This window comes from Segatella bryantii (genome assembly GCF_022024215.1).
Taxonomy (GTDB): Bacteria; Bacteroidota; Bacteroidia; order Bacteroidales; family Bacteroidaceae; genus Prevotella; species Prevotella bryantii.
The window spans coordinates 597,506-617,519 of record NZ_CP091798.1; the positions used below are offsets into that span (position 1 = coordinate 597,506).

Sequence of the window (20,014 nt, forward strand, 5' to 3'; positions counted from 1 at the left end):
CGAAAATCAGGGATAGTTTATAGTTTGTTGAGAGAAAATGAAATTGAAGAAAATCCTTTTTTGTATATATGTTCTTTTGATTCTTGTCATGGCGATGGCTACTGTAATCGAGAAATATAAAGGTACACCTTTTGTGGTTTCATCCATTTATGGTTCGTGGTGGTTTAGTGTGCTATGGGCTATGCTGGTAGCAGTAGGTTTGGTTTATATTATTCAAAGTAAGTTACGAAAATGGAATATAGTTTTGCTTCATCTTTCATTTGTTGTTATCCTCTTAGGTGCACTACTCACTCATCTTACTTCTTATCAGGGAGCTGTGCATCTTAGATTGGGTCAAACTACAAATGAATATCTTCCGATGGGTGATGATATGCATAACTTATCAGCACGTCAACTTCCGTTTTCCATTCAGTTGAATCACTTTGGTATATCTTATCATGATGGTACATCGGCTGTAGCAGATTATTCATCTCAAATAACGCTCATAGATGGAGATGAAAAAGTGGCAGGAACTGTATCGATGAATCATATTATGAGCTATCAAGGGGTTAGATTATACCAAAGTTCGTATGATGCTGATGGTAAAGGTAGTATTTTACGGGTTAATAGTGATCCTTTTGGCATACCTGTAACTTATGTAGGTTATGCTTTACTGTTTTTTTCTTTAATAGCGATGTTAATAGATCCCAAAGGGCGATTTCGTGAATTGCTCCGGAGTCCACTTATTCAGAGAGGTGCCTTTCTCGTGCTTCTCCTTTTAAATGCCTCTATTCTTCCTAGCTCTGCTTCAACTACAACTGTTTTTCCTAAAGAGGTAGCAAGTAGAGTAGGTGAGATGTATGTATTGTATAATAATCGTGTGTGTCAAATGCAGACGTTTGCTTACGATTTTACTAAGAAAATATCCGGTAAACGCTCCTATAAGGGATGTACGCCTGAACAGATATTTACCGGTTTTATTTTTTGGGGTGACCAGTGGCAGAAAGAAAAAATTATCAAAGTGAAAGGTGGAGAACTGAAACGCGAGTTAGGATTGGATAGTTATGTTTCTATTGCTGATTTATTTCCTTCTTCGGGTTATGTTCTTCGTCGTTTGGTAGAAGAGTCATACCGAGATAATCATCATGATGCTTTGCATGATCAGGCTATTAAGTTAGATGAAAAGGTTCAACTTATCGTAGAATTGAAGATGGGTAATATTCTGAAGTTGTATCCTATAACACATAATGGTAAAACGGAGTGGTTCTCGCATCAGGAATTAGCTTATCCTAAATATGTATCTTCTCGAGATTATCGTTACATGCGAAAGAGTTTTCGTCACTTGTATGGTTCTGCACTTATCGGTAATAATACAAATGTTTTACAGCAAGTGAATGAAATCTTGGCTTATCAAAAGCATCATGCAGGTACAAGTCTTCCTACTATTACTCAGGTAAAAGCTGAACGAATATACAATCAGATACCTATTGCAACGATACTGTTTATGTTCAATCTTACTATTGGATTTTTAGGATTGTTTGGTGTAATCAGACAGTTACTGTCTCGTAATATGTACTGGTTGGGTCTGCGTTATTCCGTGATAGAATCAGGTATGATAATCGTGTTGGGGTTATCTTTTATGGTATTAACCTTTTCTTTAGTATTGCGATGGATTATTAGTGGAAATGTGCCTTTGAGCAATGGGTATGAGTCGATGTTATCTATTGCTTGGTTTTCGATGCTCATTACGATGCTGATGGCTATTCGCCTTCATTCTCTTCGCATGTTGATTACGACATTCGGATTTATGCTTAGTGGATTCTTCCTTTTGGTTAGTCATATCAGTCAGATGGATCCGGCTATAGGTCAAATGATGCCTGTACTAAATTCTCCGCTATTGAGTGTTCATGTCAGTGTTATTATGATGAGTTATGCTTTTCTTGCTATTATTTGTATATGTGGGCTACTTGCCATATTGTTGCATGTGATAGCTTCGGTAAAGCGAGAAACGAAGAATACTATCGAACGGCAAATGAAGGTACTGCAGGTTTTGTCACAGATATTCTTATATCCAGCCATTACGACTTTAGGGCTTGGTATCTTTATAGGTGCTATTTGGGCGAATGTGAGTTGGGGTACCTATTGGAGTTGGGATCCTAAAGAGACATGGGCACTGATAACTCTGATGATTTATGCTATAGCACTCCATTCTAAGAGTGTGAAAGCTTTGCAAAAGCCACTGTCGTATCATATATTTATGGTCTTAGCCTTTTTGAGTATCCTAATGACCTATTTTGGAGTGAACTATATTTTAGGAGGTATGCATAGCTATGCATAGGTACGGGTAGGTAATTGTTTTATCAAATTTCTTCCGATTATCATTATTTTTAGGTATTGTCTATGTCGAAAATAAATATTATATTTGCGTTTTGATAATGTGATGATGAATTGTAGCCTTTAGGCATGTGTTGAAAGATATGAAAAATCAAAAAGTATATGAAGCTGATGATAAAATGATTTCTATCATCAGAGATAATTACAATATATTACAGAGTCTGGGTAGTTTTGGTATAAGCTTGGGCTTTGGAGATAAAACGGTTCGAGAGGTTTGTGAAAATCAAAAAGTGGATACATACACTTTTTTAGCTGTTGTTAATTTCACTATCAACGGTTATCAGCTTTTTGATGATTATGATAAACTTTCCATACCTACTTTATTGCAATATCTTAAGGCTTCCCATGCTTATTATCTTGATTTTCAGTTACCATTTATTCGTAAAGAGTTAGAAGGTGCTTTGGATGAACATGATAATCTTGCGCGTTTGATTTTAAAGTTGTACGAAGAATATGCTCATTCTATCACCAAGCATATGCGTTATGAGGAAAAGAATGTCTTTCCTTATGTAGAGGGATTGTTGCAAGGTAGAACATATGATAATTACGATATTGATACATTCTCAAAGCATCACGGACAAACGGATACACAGCTGAAAGAATTGAAAAATATTATTATTAAATATTTACCTTCCGACGGTCTACATAATAACCAGTTGGCTGCAACTCTTTATGACATTTACAATAATGAAGAGTGGTTGAATTTGCATGCCAGTGTAGAGGATGAAATTTTTATTCCAGCTATTAGAAGATTGGAGAAGCAAAGCAAGCAAGAAAATGTAACCAATCAGATTTCTAATATGCTCAATAAGTCTCCCCATTCAGACGAAGCTCTTAGTGAGCGAGAAAAGGATGTTATTGTGGCATTGGTACAGGGTATGACAAATAAAGAAATCGGTGATCATCTTTGTATCTCTATCAATACTGTTATTACTCATCGTCGCAATATCGCCAAAAAACTTCAGATTCATTCTCCTGCTGGTCTGACGATTTATGCTATTGTCAATAATCTGATAGATATTTCTAATGTGAAGTTGTAGATAGCTTCGCTTAGAAATCATCATCTAGCTCGAAATTTTCAACTTTTAGACAGACTCTTTGGTATTTCGCTACCACATTTTACCCTTATTTTCTGTAAAACCATAGTTAATGTTGGGCAAAAGCATACATTTGAGCAGCCAAACACTATGGTTTTGCAGTATAACCATTATGCTTTTGTAGTATAACCATTATACTTTTGCAGTATAACCATTATACTTTTGCAGTATAACCATTATACTTTTGCAGTATAACCATTATGCTTTTGTAGTATAACCATTATACTTTTGATGCGTAAAAGCTATACTTAGGTCAAGCATTTTCAAATCAATAAAGCTGAAAATTGGTAAATTGTTGATATTTAGACAATTATGGAATGCAGTAAATGCATATTTGAAGCATTCTGTTATTACAGCAGCAAAAAGCAAACCACAAGACGGTTTATATCATACAAATTCAAAAATGTGTTAGAACTACGCAATAAGAAACAAATATGATTTGAGATTACAGCGTTGTTATATCTTATTGATATCTACGTAACCGTGCATTACAGCATATATGGTGAGTGCAGATACGCTTTTCATACCTAATTTCTCCTGAATATTTTTGCGGTGTGTTATTACTGTGGTAAGGCCGATATTAAGTTTTTCGGCAATTTCTTTGTTAATATGCCCTTGCGCCACTAAAGACAGAACTTCTATTTCTCGGTCGGATAGCAACTGTTTACGTAACACCTTGGGCATTTTTGGCAGATTTTTGCCTCCTGCGTGTCCTCTTTGCTCTAATCTGAGCAGATTCATAGTAAGTTCTTTTTCGGGTACGTTTACACAAAGCGTTTTAAAGCCACTCATTTCGGCATCGCTTTGTAATGTAAGCACGATAGTTTTATGAGCATGCTGAGTAAAGAAATCACGATTTTCTAGTACAATGTTTGTGGAAACGAAATAGTGGAAAAAGCGGTCAGTGCCAGCTTGAATCATCTCTTCGAAACTTATATATGTTTCGATAGTCATGATAGGCATTACGTCTTGAAGGATTTTCTTTAGACCCATGCTAGCTAAAGTATTATTATCAATAATTGCTATTGATGGTCTTCCTGTAAATTGATGCTCCATATTGTAGAGTTTTATTTTATAATCTCATATTAGAGGAATGGTGCAAGTAAGTGAGCCCACCATCCAAGATGTCTTTGACTTGGTGTGCGCCATTCTTTCCAGCTCTTCGGTGTAAGTAAGAAACTGTCCTTCTTATAGTTTTCGAAGAGGGTGTCTAACTCTTTGGTTGTATTCTTGTCTATAATAACAGCATTTTCCTCGTAGTCCCATCTTAAACTTCGAGAGTTCAGATTAGCACTGCCTACGGTACAAAATTTTCCATCTACCATAATAATCTTGGTGTGATGAAAACCTTTGGTAAACATGTATACCTCACAGCCTGCTTTCATGAATTTATGTGCATTATAGAATCCACAGTCAGGAGTCAGTGGTACATCACTCTTTGTAGAAAGCATAATCTGAACCTTTACCCCTCTTTTAGCTGCATTCTTTATAGCCTTGATAAGTTTATGACTTAAAGTGAAGTACGGATTAATCAGCTTGATACTATCTTTAGCGTCATTGATAGCATTAACATAAAAGTATCGTATAATATCATTGCTGATATGTGGTTCACGATTTATGATACCCACCATCTTATGGTAGGCTGTCGCTGTTGTATCTGGACGTAATCCCTGAAAGTAATCAGCTTTTTTGGCTCTCCAGAATTCTGTAGAGTGTATATTTTGATGGGTTACTTTTTTCCACATCTTCAAGAATATTTTCTGAAGAGTGTTTACCTCGCTGCCATCAATACGGCAGTGCATATCATACCATCCACCAACTACTTCTGTTCCTTTTATATAATAATCAGCTACATTCATTCCACCTGTATAGGCAATCTTGCCATCAATAATAACTATTTTGCGGTGGTCACGATTAAAAATGTCGTCTATCCAGGGGAATTTAACAGGATTAAATTCTTTTATCTCGATGCCCATTTCTCGAATGGCTTTAATATGCTTTTCTTTGAGTGGCATATTATTAGAAGAGTTACCAAATCCATCAAAGAGGGCACGAACTTTAACTCCTTCTTTTACCTTTTGGCCAAGAATAGAAATCAATTTACGTGTAATCGAATCATTTCTGAAGTTGAAATATTCTAGATGCACTGTACTTTTGGCCTGTCGAATAGCCGAAAACATATCATCAAATTTCCTTTGTCCATTAGTCAGAAGGGTAATTGAATTATCATGAGAAAAGGTTATCCCCTTGGATCTTAATTGTGCCACAATCAGTGAATCTGACGATTGTGCATGAGCTGTGAGGTTTACCCAAAGTATGAGGAGCGCAATTATAATTTGTTTTATATGCTTCATTTTTGTTTTTTTCGTTCCGAAAATTTATTCGCCTAAAACATTTTCGTATTTAGATCATGCATGCATAATGATCTACGATTCCCAGCAGATGTTTTTCTTTATCTGTAACCAAAACGGTATGAATACGATGCTCCTGCATGATTCGTTGTACCTCTGATATCTTAGTAGAGGTATATACTTGTTTCGGATGGATGGTCATAATCTCGTTGACAGTATGATCAAAGAATTCGGCCTGCCAACGTTCCATTGCTCTACGAATGTCACCATCGGTTATAATTCCTGCGATCTTGTCGTTTACTAAGGATACACCGAGTCCTAACTGTCCTTTACTGACTTTAATGATAGCTTCACCCAAATGCATGTCTTGTGGAATAATAGGCAGGTTATCTGTTTTCATGACATCGCCTGCTGTAGTCAATAGACGTTTGCCTAATTCGCCACCTGGGTGGAACTGCGCAAAATCTCTAGGTTTGAAGTTGCGTACTTCCATCAAGGCGATAGCAAGTGCGTCGCCCATAGCCAAAGCTGCTGTTGTGCTACTTGTTGGAGCCAAGTTAAGCGGACAGGCTTCTCGCTCTACATGTACCATAATATGGGCATTGCTGTATTTTGCCAAGAGCGAATTTTTATTGCCAGTCATGGATATGATAGGTATATTCATGTGGAGAACCATTGGAATAAATCGCAATAATTCGTCAGTTTGGCCAGAGTTGCTTAAGGCCAAAACGACATCATCTGCAGTCATGACTCCTAGGTCACCGTGATATACATCAAGTGGATTAATGAAAAATGCAGGAGTTCCTGTAGATGCTAATGTAGCAGCAATCTTAGCGCCCACATTACCACTCTTACCTACACCTGTCACGATGATTTTGCCATTGCAATGATACATCATTTCAACGGCTTTAACAAACTCGTCATCCATCTGAGGAATCAAATCGAGTATGGCCTTGGCTTCATTGCGTAAACAGAGTTCGCCATATTGACGTGATTTACGAATTCTTTCTTCTACTTCTTGATTATCTTGTTTATTCTCCATTTCCTTTGATTTTACGAAGTTTACTTTACCTTTTAGGGTCTTCGTTTTAAAGCTACTTTTTAAGTATTTTGTTGATAAGAGAGTCCAGTTGGTCTAGTGGCAGCATATTTGGTCCATCGCTCAAACCCAAATCTGGGTTGGGATGCACTTCAAAGAAATATCCTGTTGCTCCAAATGCTTTAGCTGCTAAGGCCATAGATGGTACAAAGCGACGGTCTCCAGAAGTTTTTCCGTCACCTGCTCCTGGGCGTTGAACACTATGTGTACAGTCCATGATAACGGTTGGAACTATTTCTAGCATATCAGGAATATTGCGGAAATCCACAACCAAATTGTTGTATCCAAAAGTATTGCCTCGTTCAGTAAGCCATACTTCTTGAGCACCACTTTCCTTAGCCTTTTCTACTGGATATTTCATGTCCTGTCCGCTGAGAAATTGAGCTTTTTTGATATTTACAATCTTACCAGTTTTGGCAGCTGCTACCAGTAGATCTGTTTGTCGGCAAAGGAAAGCTGGAATTTGTATTACGTCGACAACTTTACCCACTGGCTCAGCTTGATAACTTTCGTGAATATCGGTCAACAGTCGGAGTCCATATTTTGTCTTTATTTCGTTAAGCATCTGTAGACCTTTTTCCATTCCCGGACCTCTGAAAGAATGAATAGAAGTGCGATTAGCTTTGTCGAATGAGGCCTTGAATATGATATTTATACCATATTTTTGGTTGAGTCTAACTAATTCTTTAGCCACGGTGTCAAGTAATTCCATTGACTCAATGACACATGGGCCACAAATAAAGACGTTTTCCATTTTTTTTATTTGTTTTCTGATGTTGTATTTTCTTCCAATTCTTTTACGTTAGCAGATGTAATACTTTTGATGGTAATTTCGCGTTGTGGGAATGGTATCTCTATGTTGTTGTCATTGAGTGTCTTGTAGATACATTCCATAATTTCACCATCATCGAGAGCTTTAGTCAATACGTTTACCCATACGAGTATCTTAAGTGTAATACAGCTGTCATCAAAGCTTTTGAGTAGAACTGTAACAGGCTTTTTCTTGTATACACAGTCAAGTTTGCTGACGTTTTCTTTCAAAAGTTTCTTAACCTCTGAAATGTTTGAACCGTACGCTACACCAACCTCAAGTGTATCCAACTCATAACCATGGTTACGAGTAAGATTCTTATAGTTCTTAGTGAACAGTTGGCTGTTCTGGAAAGCTATGATACTACCATCGAGAGCCTCGAGCATGGTAGAGGTATAATTAATACTGCTTACACGTCCACGGATACCATCGCAGACAATGTAGTCGCCAATTTTGATACGACCAGCCATCAGCGATATACCATAGTAGATATTTTCGAGGATATCTTTCATGGCAAAACCGATACCAGTTGATAAACCACCAGACACGACAACAAACCATGTCCAACTGACATGCAGTATATGTAAACTGCCAAGCAGCCATATAGCCCATACTAATGCCTGAGTAACGTTTCTTGTCATAACAGTACGACTGGCTGCAGTCGTTGGGTCTTTTGCCTTAAATCTCGCTTCCATGATTTCGTTGGCTACCTTGACGATATAGTTAAAGATAAACCACAAATTGATAACCATGCATATGCCATAAAGACTGAAAGAAATCTCTTTGGAGTCAACAATATGATATTTGAAAATTTCCCATACTGTATCACTTAAATTGAATACTTCTGCTGCCCAGTAGATAGAAACGATGAATGAGAAAACACCACAACAAGGTAAGACAACTTTATATATTAAGCGGAAGAACCAATTCTTATGAACGGGTTTCTTTTCCATTTCTTTGGCTTCTCCCCAACTTTTGAGCCATTGAGACAAGCAGTTGAGAGTAAGGATACACGTAAGCATCATCACCCACCATATAAGTAATTGTACGGAGCCGAGAGTATAACCCGACCACGAAAGAATTACAGATGCAACAAAAATAGTAAGCGAAATGTATGAAAAAAACATATCGCTTCTTGGTACTCTATAGTGCTTTTTGTAGATAACGTAAGCTTGCCATATTAAATTGAACAGCAGAATAGGAGGGAAAATCAAGTTTACTAATGTGTTAGGAATCAAAATCACACGGAAAATAATGACGATGAAGCCTACAACTATGAGAGGAGCATATATCAAGAATGCACTCTTAATCTTGTCAGACTCGACTCGGAGAAGAAGTGATATCAAAATTACACCTAGTAGCCAAGTATACTGCATGAGCAAACCACTAGCCATGGTGAAGAAGTTTTGAGCAAAAGACGTTCGGATAATACCAAGGAAAATTCCGAATGTCACAACGGTCATGGCCATAATGATAGGTGTTCGCTTGGCTAAGAAACGATCACGTATCTTGGTAAAATTGCTCTTCTTGATTAGCCAGGTAAATATAAATCTGAAGAAAATAATATTAATAAATATCGAAATGAATGACCAGGTGATAAGTATAATAAAGAGAAAACCAATATACTTTGAATCCCATTGTGAAATAGAATTTGGTGTTGGCTTATATTTTTCTTTTACCGTATTTTCAGTTTGGTACATTTCTCGGTTAAAGCTACGAAGAATACTGAAATAATTGTCTGCAAGGTTATTGAAAATATTATTCTGTATTTCTTGATAGCGAATGTCTGCATAGTCATTTAAGCTTTGTAAGCGACTTTCTATCATATCATAAATGCGTTGATCTTGTTGAAGCTGTTCTTCCGTCTCTTTTAGTTGTCGGCGGATGTTAACAGCTAGTGTGAGACACACATTTCGGTTAATCTGACTTCTTTCATCAAGAAATTGTTTAGGCATTTTTTGAAGGTAATTGATGAGAGAATCATATCTTGCAACTTCGATATTGTTTTTGCGAAGTATTTTTTGAAAAGGCTTACTCTGTGTCTTGAATTTGTTAAACTGTTCAGTTGCTTCATGACATGCGTAGGCTAGATCGAAAATATAGCCATCTTTCTGAGAATACAGCATCAAGGCATTCTGATTTGCCTGATTCAAAATTTGTGTAATCTGCTCAAAGAGTTGTTTTTGAGAATCTTTGGTCTGTTTGGCCTGTTTCTCCATTTCAAGATGAGCATTGGTAAGTTCTGAACGCAAGATGTAAAGGGTCGTCGTAATGCTATCTTCTTTCAAGACGGCATTGCTTGGTAATATAAATGCTATTAAAAGTATTAAAATTACAAATATTCTTTTTTTCATAATTCTCTAAATTATGTGTGCAAAGGTAATTAAAAACTTTTGTAACTTGAAAAAAACTTTGTACTTTTGTCGAACCAATAAACATCAAGTATGATTTTAATAGCTGATAGTGGTAGTACTAAGACAGATTGGGCTCTTATAGATGGAACCAATGTTCTCAAGAAAGTAAATACTCAGGGTATTAATCCTTTTCATCAGGATGAAGATAATATTATGCGAGTTTTACAGGACGAATTACTTCCTGTGCTCCATACTGTGAAAATAGATAAGATCTTCTTTTATGGTAGTGGGTGTACTCCTCAAAAATCAGAAAAAGTGAAGAGGGCTCTTCAAACTGTTTTCTCTGATGTCATGAATATAGAGGTAAATGGTGATTTACTGGCAGCGGCTCGTGCAGTTTGTGGACATCAAAAGGGTATAGCCTGTATCTTGGGTACTGGAGCAAATAGTTGTTGTTATGATGGAGAAAAAATTGTCATGAACACCCCGCCTTTAGGTTATATTCTTGGAGATGAGGGCAGTGGAGCTGTTTTAGGTAAACTATTCTTAAATGGTATTTTTAAAGGTTTTTTGTCGGAAGAAATTAAAGAGGAGTTTCTGAATGATTCTAAACTTACTTATGCCGAGATTATTAATCGTGTTTATGCTCAGCCTCTTGCTAATCGTTTTTTAGCTTCTATTGCAAAGTTTATCGCTAAACATATTGATAGACAGGAACTAAGAGAATTAGTAGAAGAAAACTTTCGAAATTTCTTTAGACGTAATATTATACAGTATAAATCGTATCTTCAAATTCATGAAATCCGTATCGGGTTTGTAGGGGGGATTGCTGGAAGTTTTGTTGATATTCTTTCAAAAGTAGCTCGTGAAGAAGGTTATGAAATGGGAGAAGTAATTTCTAGTCCAATTGATGGCTTGATAAGCTATCACGGTGCTTAATAATAGCCGAAATAAGGGTATTGGCTTATTGTAAGCAGCTTATAATTCTTTCTTTTTTTATTTAGGAAGACAACTTTTTTAGTGTATAGGGCAGCAATCAAAAAAATATTGTTACCTTTGCATCGCTTTGGACAGATTGGCCTCTGTTCGCTATAAGCAGTATACAATATAATAACGTTATAAATTTTATGTATTTTACTTTGTTTATTACCGTTTTGTTGACGGCTGTAACCTTGGTATTGGCAGCATTTGTCATTGCTAAGTTAATCGGTCCTCGTTCTTATAATCCGGTAAAAGGTGAAGCTTTTGAATGTGGTATTCCTACGCGTGGTAGCTCTTGGTTACCAATGCACGTAGGTTATTACTTGTTTGCTATCCTTTTCCTGATGTTCGACATCGAGACCGTTTTTCTTTATCCTTGGGCAGTAGTCGTAAAGCAGTTTGGAGCAATGGCTCTTGTTAGCATTGGCTTCTTCCTGCTCGTATTAGTATTTGGCTTAGCTTATGCTTGGCGGAAAGGAGCATTGGAATGGAAGTAAGAAAAAGAGCCTCTATTAAGAGTGTGCCTTATGAGGATTTCAAGGACAATGACTCGTTAGAGAAAATTGCCGCAGAACTCAATGAGGGTGGTGCAAATGTAGTATTGGGATCGTTAGATGCTGCAATTAACTGGGGTCGTAGTAACTCACCTTGGTCTTTAACTTTTGGTACTTCTTGTTGTGGTATCGAGTTTATGGCTATTGGTTGTGCTCGCTATGACATGTCACGTTTTGGCTGGGAGGTAACCCGTAACTCTCCACGTCAGGCTGACTTGATTATGTGTGCAGGTACTATTACCAATAAGATGGCACCTGTTTTCAAACGTTTGTACGATGAAATGGCAGAGCCTAAGTATGTCGTTGCTGTAGGTGGCTGTACCATTAGTGGTGGACCTTTTAAGAAGAGCTATAATGTAGTTCGTGGAATCAACGAGTTGGTACCGGTTGATGTTTATATTCCAGGATGCCCTCCTCGTCCAGAGGCAATCATCTATGGTATGATGCAATTGCAACGCAAGATTAAGGTCGAAAAATTCTTTGGTGGTGCTAACCATAAGATGACCAGCGAAGAGAAGGAAGCTTCTTTGAGTAATGGTGGTCTTCACGGTTTGAGCAACGAGAATTTCTCTAATGCTAAAATCGGTAACAAGGAACCAATCATTGTTACTGGTCAGCCAAGTCAGGAAGAGGTTGAAAATCTTGCAAAAGAAATCGACCAGTTGAATAAGGAACAATCTACTGAAACAAATAATTAATTAAGGTAAGCGAACATGAAACTAGAAAATAAAGAATTCGGCTTTGACAATTTTGCCTCAGAAATGGCAAAATTGAAAAATGAAAAGCATTTCGATTACCTGGTTACTATTATCGGTGAAGATTTTGGTGCTGAAGAAGGTCTTGGATGTATCTATATCCTCGAAAATACACAGACTCATGAGCGTACTTCTGTAAAGCAGTTGGCAAAGCAGGTTGGTGAGGAATATGTAATCCCTTCTGTATTAAAGCTTTGGCATGGTGCTGATCTTCTAGAACGTGAGGTTTTTGACTTCTTGGGTATTAAGTTTTTAGGTCACCCTGATATGCGACGCCTTTTTATGCGTAACGATTTTCAGGGCTATCCTTTGCGTAAAGACTTCGATATGAGCCCTGAGGCTAATCCGTTCCCTATGACCGATGAGCCAGAGAGTGACTATACCTCAGAATGGAATTTGGATAAGAATGGTAATCTCGTTGAGACCAAGCATCGTCTTTTTGATGATGATGATTTCGTGATGAACTTTGGTCCTAACCACCCATCTACTCATGGTGTGCTTCGTCTACAGACTATCGTTGATGGTGAAACTATCAAAAATGTATATCCACATTTAGGTTATATTCACCGTGGTATCGAGAAGATGATGGAGAACATGACTTATCCTCAGACTTTGGCATTGACAGATCGTCTGAACTACCTATGTGCGATGCATCATCGTCATGCACTTGTAGGAGTAATCGAGGAAGCTATGGGTATCGAACTCAATGATCGCATTAAGTACATTCGAACAATAATGGATGAGCTTCAGCGTATCGATAACCACTTGTTGTTCCTTGGTACTTGTGCACAGGACTTGAGCGCTCTGACAGCATTCTTGTACTGTATGCGTGATCGTGAACATCTGCTTAATGTAATGGAAGAGACAACAGGTGGTCGTCTGATCCAAAACTATTACAGAATAGGTGGACTTCAGGATGATATAGATCCTAATTTCGTAGAAAATACTAAAGCTTTCTGTAAGTATATGCGTCCTATGGTCAAGGAATATCTGGATGTGTTTGGTGATAATGTCATTACACACCAGCGTCTTGAAGGTGTAGGTTATATGAATCAGGAAGACTGTATTAACTATGGTGTTACTGGTCCTGCAGGTCGTGCATCAGGTTGGCATAATGATGTTCGTAAGAATCATCCTTATGATATGTATGATAAGGTACAATGGAATGACGTTGTAGGTAGTAACTGCGACTCCATGGATCGTTATATGATTCACATCAATGAAATTTATCAGAGTCTCGATATTATCGAACAGCTCATAGATAACATTCCAGAGGGTGAATACTATATCAAGCAGAAACCTATCATTAAGGTTCCTGAAGGGCAGTGGTTCTTCTCTGTAGAGGGTGGAGCAGGTGAGTTCGGTGTATATCTTGACAGTCGTGGCGATAAGAGTCCATATCGTGTCAAGATGCGTCCAATGGGTCTTTCATTGGCAGGTGCATTTGATAAGATGTTGAAGGGTCAGAAGATTGCTGACTTAATTGCAACAGGTGCATCTATCGACTTCGTAATTCCTGATTTGGATCGTTAATACTAAATTCAAAAAATAATAGAAAAAACTAAAAGATAAAGAATATGTTTGATTTTAGTATAGTAACAACATGGTTCGACACACTTCTTCGCCAGACATTTGGCTTGGGAGATTTTTTGTCGATTTTAATTGAATGTGTGCTTGTAGGTGTATTCATCCTTACTGCATATGCTTTATTGGCTATCGTATTGATATTCATGGAGCGTAAAGTCTGTGCATATTTCCAATGCCGTCTTGGTCCTATGCGTGTAGGTCCATGGGGTATTTTTCAGGTATTTGCCGATGTAGTAAAGATGTTGATTAAGGAGATCTTTGCTGTTGATAAAGCAGATAAGTTATTGTATTGCATTGCTCCTTTCCTAGTGATTATAGCTTCTGTAGGTACATTCTCTTTTATGCCTTGGAACAAGGGGGCACATGTACTTGACTTTAATGTTGGAGTATTCCTGATTACAGCCATTTCTTCTATTGGAGTACTAGGAATCTTTGTTGCAGGTTGGGCAAGTAACAATAAATATTCTGTCATCTCTGCTATGCGTGGTGCTCTTCAGATGATTTCATATGAAATGTCATTAGGTTTGAGCCTTATTTCAGCTGTAGTGTTAACAGGAACCATGCAGGTAAGTGGTATTGTAGAGGCTCAAAATGATGCTTGGTTGATTTTCCCAAGTCATGTTTCTGCTATTCCTGCAATCATTGCTTTTCTTATATTCCTAGTAGCAGGTAACGCAGAAGCAAATCGTGGTCCTTTCGATATGGCTGAGGCTGAGAGTGAGTTGACTGCTGGTTATCATACAGAATATTCTGGTATGGGATTCGGTTTCTATTACTTGGCTGAGTATTTGAATCTCTTTGTAATCTCTGGTATCGCTTCTACTGTATTCCTTGGTGGTTGGATGCCTTTCCATATTTCAGGTCTTGATGCTTTCAATGGTATCATGGATATGATTCCTGGTATTGTTTGGTTCTTGGGTAAGACCTTTGCTGTGGTATGGTTGCTGATGTGGATTCGTTGGACTTTCCCACGCTTGCGCGTAGACCAGATTTTGAAGTTGGAGTGGAAGTATCTTATGCCACTATCATTGCTTAATTTGGTATTGATGACTGTATGTGTTGCTTTGGGTTGGTGCATACAATAATATAATAAGGTATAGAAATGGAAAATAAAGATAAATCATATTTTCAGGGTATTGCTGCAGGTATGAAGACTCTTGCCACAGGTTTGAAGATTACTCTTAAGGAGTACTTTACACCAAAGAGTACAGAGCAATATCCAGAGAATCGACTGACTACACTCCACGTGAGCAAGCGTCATCGCGGTCGTCTCGTTTTTAAGCGTGTGACTGACGCAGATTTGCAGGATCCAAAACTTCAAGCGCGTGGCTTGAAAGTAGGTGACTACAAATGTACCGCTTGTACTATGTGTGAAAAGGCATGTCCTAATGAAACTATCAAGATTACTGCACATATGCAGGAAGATCCTGAAACTGGTAAAAAGAAGAAGGTTCTTGATGATTATCTGTATGACCTGGGTGACTGTATGTTTTGTCAGCTTTGTGTTAATGCATGTAATTTTGATGCAATCGAGTTTACTAACGATTTTGAGAATTCTGTATTCGACCGTTCTAAACTTGCCCTTCATTTGGACAAGGAGGTTTATACAGGTGGAAGTCTGCCAAACATTATAGATGGTGGCGCTCCACTCACAATCGGCAAGTTTAATACTAAAACAAAGTAGGAGGAAGTAACAGAAATGGCAAATTTAGTTGTATTTTGCATTTTGGCTGTTGTTATTCTCGGCTCAGCTATTATGTGTGTTATGACCAAGAGAATTATGCGAGCTGCTACATTCCTGCTCTTCGTTCTCTTTGGTATCGCAGGTATATATTTCCTGCTTGATTACACCTTCTTGGGTGCAGCTCAGCTATCTATTTATGCTGGAGGTATTACAATGATGTATATCTTTGCTATTCAGTTGGTATCTAAGCGCACTCTTCAGGGGCTAGTAGAGCAAATCAAAGGTTCTCGTATGATTAATGGCATTTTGGTTGCTGTTCTAGGTATTGCTACTGTAGGTGTAGTTCTTTTGAAAAATAAATTTATCGATTGTGCAGCTCAGATGGCTGATAAAGAGGTAAGCATGGATGTTATCGGCAATCATCTTCTTGGAAGTGAGAAGTATCAGTACGTACTTCCTTTTGAGTTTATCTCTGTATTTCTGTTGGCTTGTATCATCGGTGGTATTATGATTGCAAGAAAGGAGGATAAGAAATGATTCCATATCAATGTTTCTTAGTACTTAGTACATTATTGTTCTTTATTGGTGTATATGGTTTCGTAACCCGTCGTAACCTTGTTGCAATGCTCATCTCTATTGAGTTAGTGTTGAACTCTGCCGATATGAACTTTGCAGTATTCAATCGTATTCTCTTCCCAGGACAGTTTGAAGGTCTCTTCTTCACGTTGTTCTCTATTGGAGTCAGTGCTGCTGAAACAGCTGTAGCTCTTGCTATAATTATTAATGTTTACCGCAACTATCACAGTGATCAGGTGAACAGTATTGAAAATATGAAATTCTAAAGAAAACAATGGAATATAGTTATTCATTTTTAATACTTCTTTTACCGTTCCTGAGCTTCTTAGTGCTTGGTCTATGCGGTATGAAGATGAAAGAAAAGGTAGCCTTTACCATTGGTACCTCCGTGCTTGGTGTTTTGTTTGCAATGTCTTTATATACTGCTTATGAATACTTTTTTGCTATAGGTCGTGGTGCTGATGGACTCTATCCTACGGTTACTGTTTTCAATTTTACGTGGCTTAAGTTTACCGAACTGCTTACCTTTAATATCGGTTTCCGTCTTACACCGATCAGTGTAATGATGCTTGTCGTTATTACTACAGTAAGTTTCATGGTTCATATTTACTCACTTGGCTATATGGCAGAGCGTGACGAGAACTATGAGGTTGAGGGTTATGAGAAGGGTTTTCAGCGTTTTTACGCTTTTCTCTCTCTCTTTACCATGAGTATGCTTGGTCTCGTAGTTGCTACTAATATTTTCCAGATGTATATGTTCTGGGAATTAGTGGGTGTCTGCTCTTATCTTTTGATAGGTTTCTACTATCCAAAGCATGCTGCAGTACATGCTTCTAAGAAGGCCTTCATTACGACCCGTTTTGCAGACTTGTTCTTCCTGATCGGTATTTTGTTCTTTAGTTTCTATGTTGGAACATTCAACTATGATTTGAACGTAACCCCAGGCTTGAGCGGTCGTTTGGCAGAACTTGCAAATAATCCAGCTTTAACTTGGGTTATTCCTACCTCTTTATTCTTAATGTTCATAGGTGGTGCAGGTAAGTCAGCAATGTTCCCATTGCATATTTGGTTGCCTGATGCAATGGAGGGTCCAACTCCAGTATCAGCTTTGATTCATGCTGCAACTATGGTTGTTGCAGGTGTATATCAGGTAGCTTCTCTTTTCCCAATCTATGTGGAGTTTGGTGCTCTTGAGCAGCTGCATTGGATTGCTTACATTGCAGCTTTTACAGCATTCTATGCTGCAGCTGTTGCTTGTACCCAGCGTGATATTAAACGAGGTCTTGCTTTTTCAACCATTTCGCAGATAGCATATATGCTTGTTGCGCTTGGTGTATGTACTGCTGTAGAAGGTGAGGGTTCTGTCGGTTATATGGCAGCATTATTCCACTTGTTTACACATGCCATGTTTAAGGCATTATTATTCCTTTGCTCTGGTGCTATTATTGTTATAATTGGTAGCAACTTTAAGGATTATATGGGTGGTCTTCGTAAATATATGCCTATCACAAACTGGTGTTTCTTGTTGGCATGTCTGTGTATATCTGGTATTCCACCATTCTCAGGTTTCTTCTCTAAAGATGAAATTGTAGCAGCTTGTTTCCACTTTTCACCAGCTTTGGGTTGGTTTATGACATTGGTTTCAGGTATGACAGCATTCTATATGTTCCGTTTGTACTATGTTATCTTCTGGGGTAAGAGCTATTATGAGCAGGATCCTGAACATCGTCGTAAGCCACAGGAAGTACCTGCTACTATGTGGGGGCCATTGGTATTCCTTTGTATTGTTGGTTGTACCTGTGGTCTGATACCTTTTGGTCATTTCGTTTCAGCTGATGGCCATGCAGAGGATATTGCCATTCAGACATTTGCTATTTGGACTTGGCCATCTGTAGCTTGGATTTCTATAGTAGTAGCTTGCATTGGTATCGGTCTTGCAACTTGGATGTATGCTAGTGGTGAGAACCTAGTGCCAGATATGTTGAAGCGTCAGATGCCTACTCTCCATAAGGCTTCACTCAATCGTTTTTATATCGATAATGCTTGGCAGTTCTTTACCCATAAAGTTGTCTTCAGATGTTTCTCTAAACCAATTGCGTGGTTTGATCGCCATGTTATTGATGGAACATTCAACTTCATGGCTTGGGGTGCTCAGGAAGCTGGCGAGACCATACGTCCATGGCAGAGCGGTGATGTTCGCCAATATGCTGCTTGGTTTATAACGGGTACTGTAGCACTTACATTGGTATTACTTTGTATTCTTTAATATTTGAATAGTCAGAAAAATGAGTATATTGACATTATTCGTAGTAATCCCACTCCTGATGCTGTTGGGCATGTGGTTCGCTAAGAGCGACAATCAGGTACGTGGCGTGATGGTAGCTGGTTCCAGCGTACTTCTAGTATTTGCTATTTGGCTTACTGTCACATTTATTCAGATGCGAAATGCTGGTAATACTGATGCAATGCTCTTTACATATAGCATTCCTTGGTTTAAGCCATTGAATATCGCATACAGTGTTGGTGTGGACGGAATCTCTGTAGTGATGATTCTTTTGTCTGCTATTATCGTGTTTACAGGAACTTTTGCTTCTTGGCAGTTACAACCAATGAAGAAAGAGTATTTCCTTTGGTTCACCTTATTGAGTTCTGGTGTGTTCGGTTTCTTTATTTCTACCGATATGTTCACCATGTTTATGTTCTATGAGGTTGCGTTGATCCCTATGTACTTATTGATTGGTGTATGGGGTACAGGTCCTAAGGAATATTCTGCAATGAAGTTGACTTTGATGTTGATGGGAGGTTCTGGTTTATTGATTTTCGGTATCCTTGGTATTTACTACTTTAGTGGTGCTACTACAATGGAGGTAACCGAAATTGCAGCAATGAATAACATTCCTGTTCACATTCAGAAAGTTTTCTTCCCATTCCTCTTTATTGGTTTTGGTGTACTAGGTGCTTTATTCCCATTCCATACATGGTCACCTGACGGTCATGCTTCTGCTCCTACAGCGGTATCTATGTTGCACGCAGGTGTATTGATGAAGCTTGGTGGTTATGGTTGCTTCCGTATTGCTATGTACTTGCTGCCTGCAGCTGCTCATGAGTTGGGCTGGATCTTCTTGATTCTTACAACATGCTCTGTTGTTTATGGTGCTCTTTCTGCATGTGTACAGACTGACTTGAAATATATTAATGCATACTCTTCTGTATCACACTGTGGTATGGTATTGTTTGCTTTGTGTATGATGACTCAGACTGCCATTACAGGTGCTGTTCTTCAGATGCTTTCTCATGGTTTGATGACAGCATTGTTCTTTGCTTGTATTGGTATGATTTATCATCGTGCAGGTACTCGTGATGTTCGTAAGCTTGGTGGTTTGATGAAGATTATTCCATTCCTCTCTGTATCTTATGTGATTGCAGGTTTGGCTAACCTTGGTCTTCCAGGTTTCTCAGGTTTCGTAGCAGAGATGACAATTTTTGTTGGTGCATTCCAGAATGGAGACATGTTCCATCGTGCTTGTACCATCATTGCATGTACTTCAATCGTAGTTACAGCTGTTTATATTCTCCGTGTTGTCGGTAAGATTCTATTCCAGAAGGTACCAAATCCAGAGTTTTATAAACTTCACGATGCTACGTGGGATGAGCGTCTTGCCATAGCTGGTTTGATTTTCTGTGTTGCAGGTCTTGGTATGGCTCCACTATGGGCTAACGAGATTATTAGTGATGCAGTAGCTCCACTTATCGAACATATTAATACAGCCGCATTTGCAGCAGCTTTGTAAT

General features: G+C 38.2%; 17 protein-coding genes. 12 read left to right on the forward strand and 5 right to left on the reverse strand.

Going from position 1 to position 20,014, the window contains the following annotated elements; all coding sequences use genetic code 11:
• Positions 1-37: 37 nt before the first annotated feature.
• Complete coding sequence (ccsA, locus tag L6471_RS06470; RefSeq protein WP_237797584.1) at positions 38-2,317, forward strand: cytochrome c biogenesis protein CcsA; 2,280 nt, start codon at positions 38-40, stop codon at positions 2,315-2,317.
• Between the two features lie 139 nt (positions 2,318-2,456).
• Positions 2,457-3,413 (forward strand): LuxR C-terminal-related transcriptional regulator, encoded by a 957-nt coding sequence (locus L6471_RS06475; protein WP_027454115.1) that lies wholly within the window; start codon positions 2,457-2,459, stop codon positions 3,411-3,413.
• Positions 3,414-3,926: 513 nt separating this feature from the next.
• On the opposite strand, the gene L6471_RS06480 is transcribed toward L6471_RS06475, so the two are convergent.
• Genes L6471_RS06480 through L6471_RS06500 form a run of 5 tightly spaced genes read right to left on the reverse strand, consistent with a single transcriptional unit; the run spans position 3,927 to position 10,085 of the window.
• Positions 3,927-4,526, reverse strand: a complete 600-nt coding sequence (locus L6471_RS06480) for a response regulator transcription factor (RefSeq protein ID WP_074548517.1) — start codon at positions 4,524-4,526, stop codon at positions 3,927-3,929.
• 29 nt (positions 4,527-4,555) lie between these two features.
• A complete protein-coding gene (gene cls, locus L6471_RS06485) occupies positions 4,556-5,824 on the reverse strand; it encodes a cardiolipin synthase (RefSeq protein ID WP_006282438.1) in 1,269 nt (422 codons plus the stop codon).
• A gap of 49 nt (positions 5,825-5,873) precedes the next feature.
• Complete coding sequence (locus tag L6471_RS06490) at positions 5,874-6,863, reverse strand: KpsF/GutQ family sugar-phosphate isomerase (RefSeq protein ID WP_006282437.1); 990 nt, start codon at positions 6,861-6,863, stop codon at positions 5,874-5,876.
• A gap of 52 nt (positions 6,864-6,915) precedes the next feature.
• The gene (kdsA, locus tag L6471_RS06495; RefSeq protein WP_006282436.1) at positions 6,916-7,674 is read right to left on the reverse strand and encodes a 3-deoxy-8-phosphooctulonate synthase; all 759 of its coding nucleotides are present in this window, start codon (positions 7,672-7,674) and stop codon (positions 6,916-6,918) included.
• A gap of 5 nt (positions 7,675-7,679) precedes the next feature.
• Positions 7,680-10,085, reverse strand: a complete 2,406-nt coding sequence (locus tag L6471_RS06500; RefSeq protein ID WP_237797585.1) for a mechanosensitive ion channel domain-containing protein — start codon at positions 10,083-10,085, stop codon at positions 7,680-7,682.
• Between the two features lie 90 nt (positions 10,086-10,175).
• Here L6471_RS06500 and L6471_RS06505 point away from each other — a divergent pair, with 90 nt between their 5' ends.
• The 10 genes from L6471_RS06505 (at position 10,176) to L6471_RS06550 (ending at position 20,013) form a co-directional block, all read left to right on the forward strand.
• A complete protein-coding gene (locus L6471_RS06505; RefSeq protein ID WP_237797586.1) occupies positions 10,176-11,024 on the forward strand; it encodes an ATPase in 849 nt (282 codons plus the stop codon).
• A gap of 188 nt (positions 11,025-11,212) precedes the next feature.
• Positions 11,213-11,563: an NADH-quinone oxidoreductase subunit A gene (locus L6471_RS06510; protein ID WP_006282433.1), complete on the forward strand. Its 351-nt coding sequence runs from the start codon at positions 11,213-11,215 to the stop codon at positions 11,561-11,563.
• A complete protein-coding gene (locus tag L6471_RS06515) occupies positions 11,554-12,318 on the forward strand; it encodes an NADH-quinone oxidoreductase subunit B (RefSeq protein WP_006282432.1) in 765 nt (254 codons plus the stop codon). The genes L6471_RS06510 and L6471_RS06515 overlap by 10 nt, the downstream gene beginning before the upstream one ends.
• A gap of 15 nt (positions 12,319-12,333) precedes the next feature.
• A complete protein-coding gene (locus L6471_RS06520) occupies positions 12,334-13,908 on the forward strand; it encodes an NADH-quinone oxidoreductase subunit D-related protein (RefSeq protein WP_006282431.1) in 1,575 nt (524 codons plus the stop codon).
• A gap of 44 nt (positions 13,909-13,952) precedes the next feature.
• Positions 13,953-15,047 (forward strand): NADH-quinone oxidoreductase subunit NuoH, encoded by a 1,095-nt coding sequence (nuoH, locus tag L6471_RS06525; protein ID WP_006282430.1) that lies wholly within the window; start codon positions 13,953-13,955, stop codon positions 15,045-15,047.
• Positions 15,048-15,064: 17 nt separating this feature from the next.
• Positions 15,065-15,646, forward strand: a complete 582-nt coding sequence (locus L6471_RS06530) for a 4Fe-4S dicluster domain-containing protein (protein WP_006282429.1) — start codon at positions 15,065-15,067, stop codon at positions 15,644-15,646.
• A gap of 15 nt (positions 15,647-15,661) precedes the next feature.
• Positions 15,662-16,183 carry an NADH-quinone oxidoreductase subunit J family protein gene (locus L6471_RS06535; protein ID WP_006282428.1) on the forward strand — a complete coding sequence of 174 codons (522 nt, stop codon included), beginning with the start codon at positions 15,662-15,664 and terminating at the stop codon, positions 16,181-16,183.
• The gene (nuoK, locus tag L6471_RS06540) at positions 16,180-16,488 is read left to right on the forward strand and encodes an NADH-quinone oxidoreductase subunit NuoK (RefSeq protein ID WP_006282427.1); all 309 of its coding nucleotides are present in this window, start codon (positions 16,180-16,182) and stop codon (positions 16,486-16,488) included. Before L6471_RS06535 ends, nuoK begins: the two co-directional genes overlap by 4 nt.
• An 8-nt stretch (positions 16,489-16,496) precedes the next feature.
• Positions 16,497-18,488 carry an NADH-quinone oxidoreductase subunit 5 family protein gene (locus tag L6471_RS06545; RefSeq protein ID WP_237797587.1) on the forward strand — a complete coding sequence of 664 codons (1,992 nt, stop codon included), beginning with the start codon at positions 16,497-16,499 and terminating at the stop codon, positions 18,486-18,488.
• Positions 18,489-18,507: 19 nt separating this feature from the next.
• On the forward strand, positions 18,508-20,013 hold the full coding sequence (locus L6471_RS06550; protein ID WP_074614026.1) for a complex I subunit 4 family protein: 1,506 nt from the start codon (positions 18,508-18,510) through the stop codon (positions 20,011-20,013).
• Position 20,014: the final 1 nt, after the last annotated feature.

Bases quoted from the DNA above. Each gene is read 5' to 3' on its own strand.
- ccsA (WP_237797584.1), top strand. From the start codon at position 38: ATGAAATTGAAGAAAATCCTTTTTTGTATATATGTTCTTTTGATTCTT.
- L6471_RS06475 (WP_027454115.1), top strand. From the start codon at position 2,457: ATGAAAAATCAAAAAGTATATGAAGCTGATGATAAAATGATTTCTATC.
- L6471_RS06480 (WP_074548517.1), bottom strand. From the start codon at position 4,526: ATGGAGCATCAATTTACAGGAAGACCATCAATAGCAATTATTGATAAT.
- cls (WP_006282438.1), bottom strand. From the start codon at position 5,824: ATGAAGCATATAAAACAAATTATAATTGCGCTCCTCATACTTTGGGTA.
- L6471_RS06490 (WP_006282437.1), bottom strand. From the start codon at position 6,863: ATGGAGAATAAACAAGATAATCAAGAAGTAGAAGAAAGAATTCGTAAA.
- kdsA (WP_006282436.1), bottom strand. From the start codon at position 7,674: ATGGAAAACGTCTTTATTTGTGGCCCATGTGTCATTGAGTCAATGGAA.
- L6471_RS06500 (WP_237797585.1), bottom strand. From the start codon at position 10,085: ATGAAAAAAAGAATATTTGTAATTTTAATACTTTTAATAGCATTTATA.
- L6471_RS06505 (WP_237797586.1), top strand. From the start codon at position 10,176: ATGATTTTAATAGCTGATAGTGGTAGTACTAAGACAGATTGGGCTCTT.
- L6471_RS06510 (WP_006282433.1), top strand. From the start codon at position 11,213: ATGTATTTTACTTTGTTTATTACCGTTTTGTTGACGGCTGTAACCTTG.
- L6471_RS06515 (WP_006282432.1), top strand. From the start codon at position 11,554: ATGGAAGTAAGAAAAAGAGCCTCTATTAAGAGTGTGCCTTATGAGGAT.
- L6471_RS06520 (WP_006282431.1), top strand. From the start codon at position 12,334: ATGAAACTAGAAAATAAAGAATTCGGCTTTGACAATTTTGCCTCAGAA.
- nuoH (WP_006282430.1), top strand. From the start codon at position 13,953: ATGTTTGATTTTAGTATAGTAACAACATGGTTCGACACACTTCTTCGC.
- L6471_RS06530 (WP_006282429.1), top strand. From the start codon at position 15,065: ATGGAAAATAAAGATAAATCATATTTTCAGGGTATTGCTGCAGGTATG.
- L6471_RS06535 (WP_006282428.1), top strand. From the start codon at position 15,662: ATGGCAAATTTAGTTGTATTTTGCATTTTGGCTGTTGTTATTCTCGGC.
- nuoK (WP_006282427.1), top strand. From the start codon at position 16,180: ATGATTCCATATCAATGTTTCTTAGTACTTAGTACATTATTGTTCTTT.
- L6471_RS06545 (WP_237797587.1), top strand. From the start codon at position 16,497: ATGGAATATAGTTATTCATTTTTAATACTTCTTTTACCGTTCCTGAGC.
- L6471_RS06550 (WP_074614026.1), top strand. From the start codon at position 18,508: ATGAGTATATTGACATTATTCGTAGTAATCCCACTCCTGATGCTGTTG.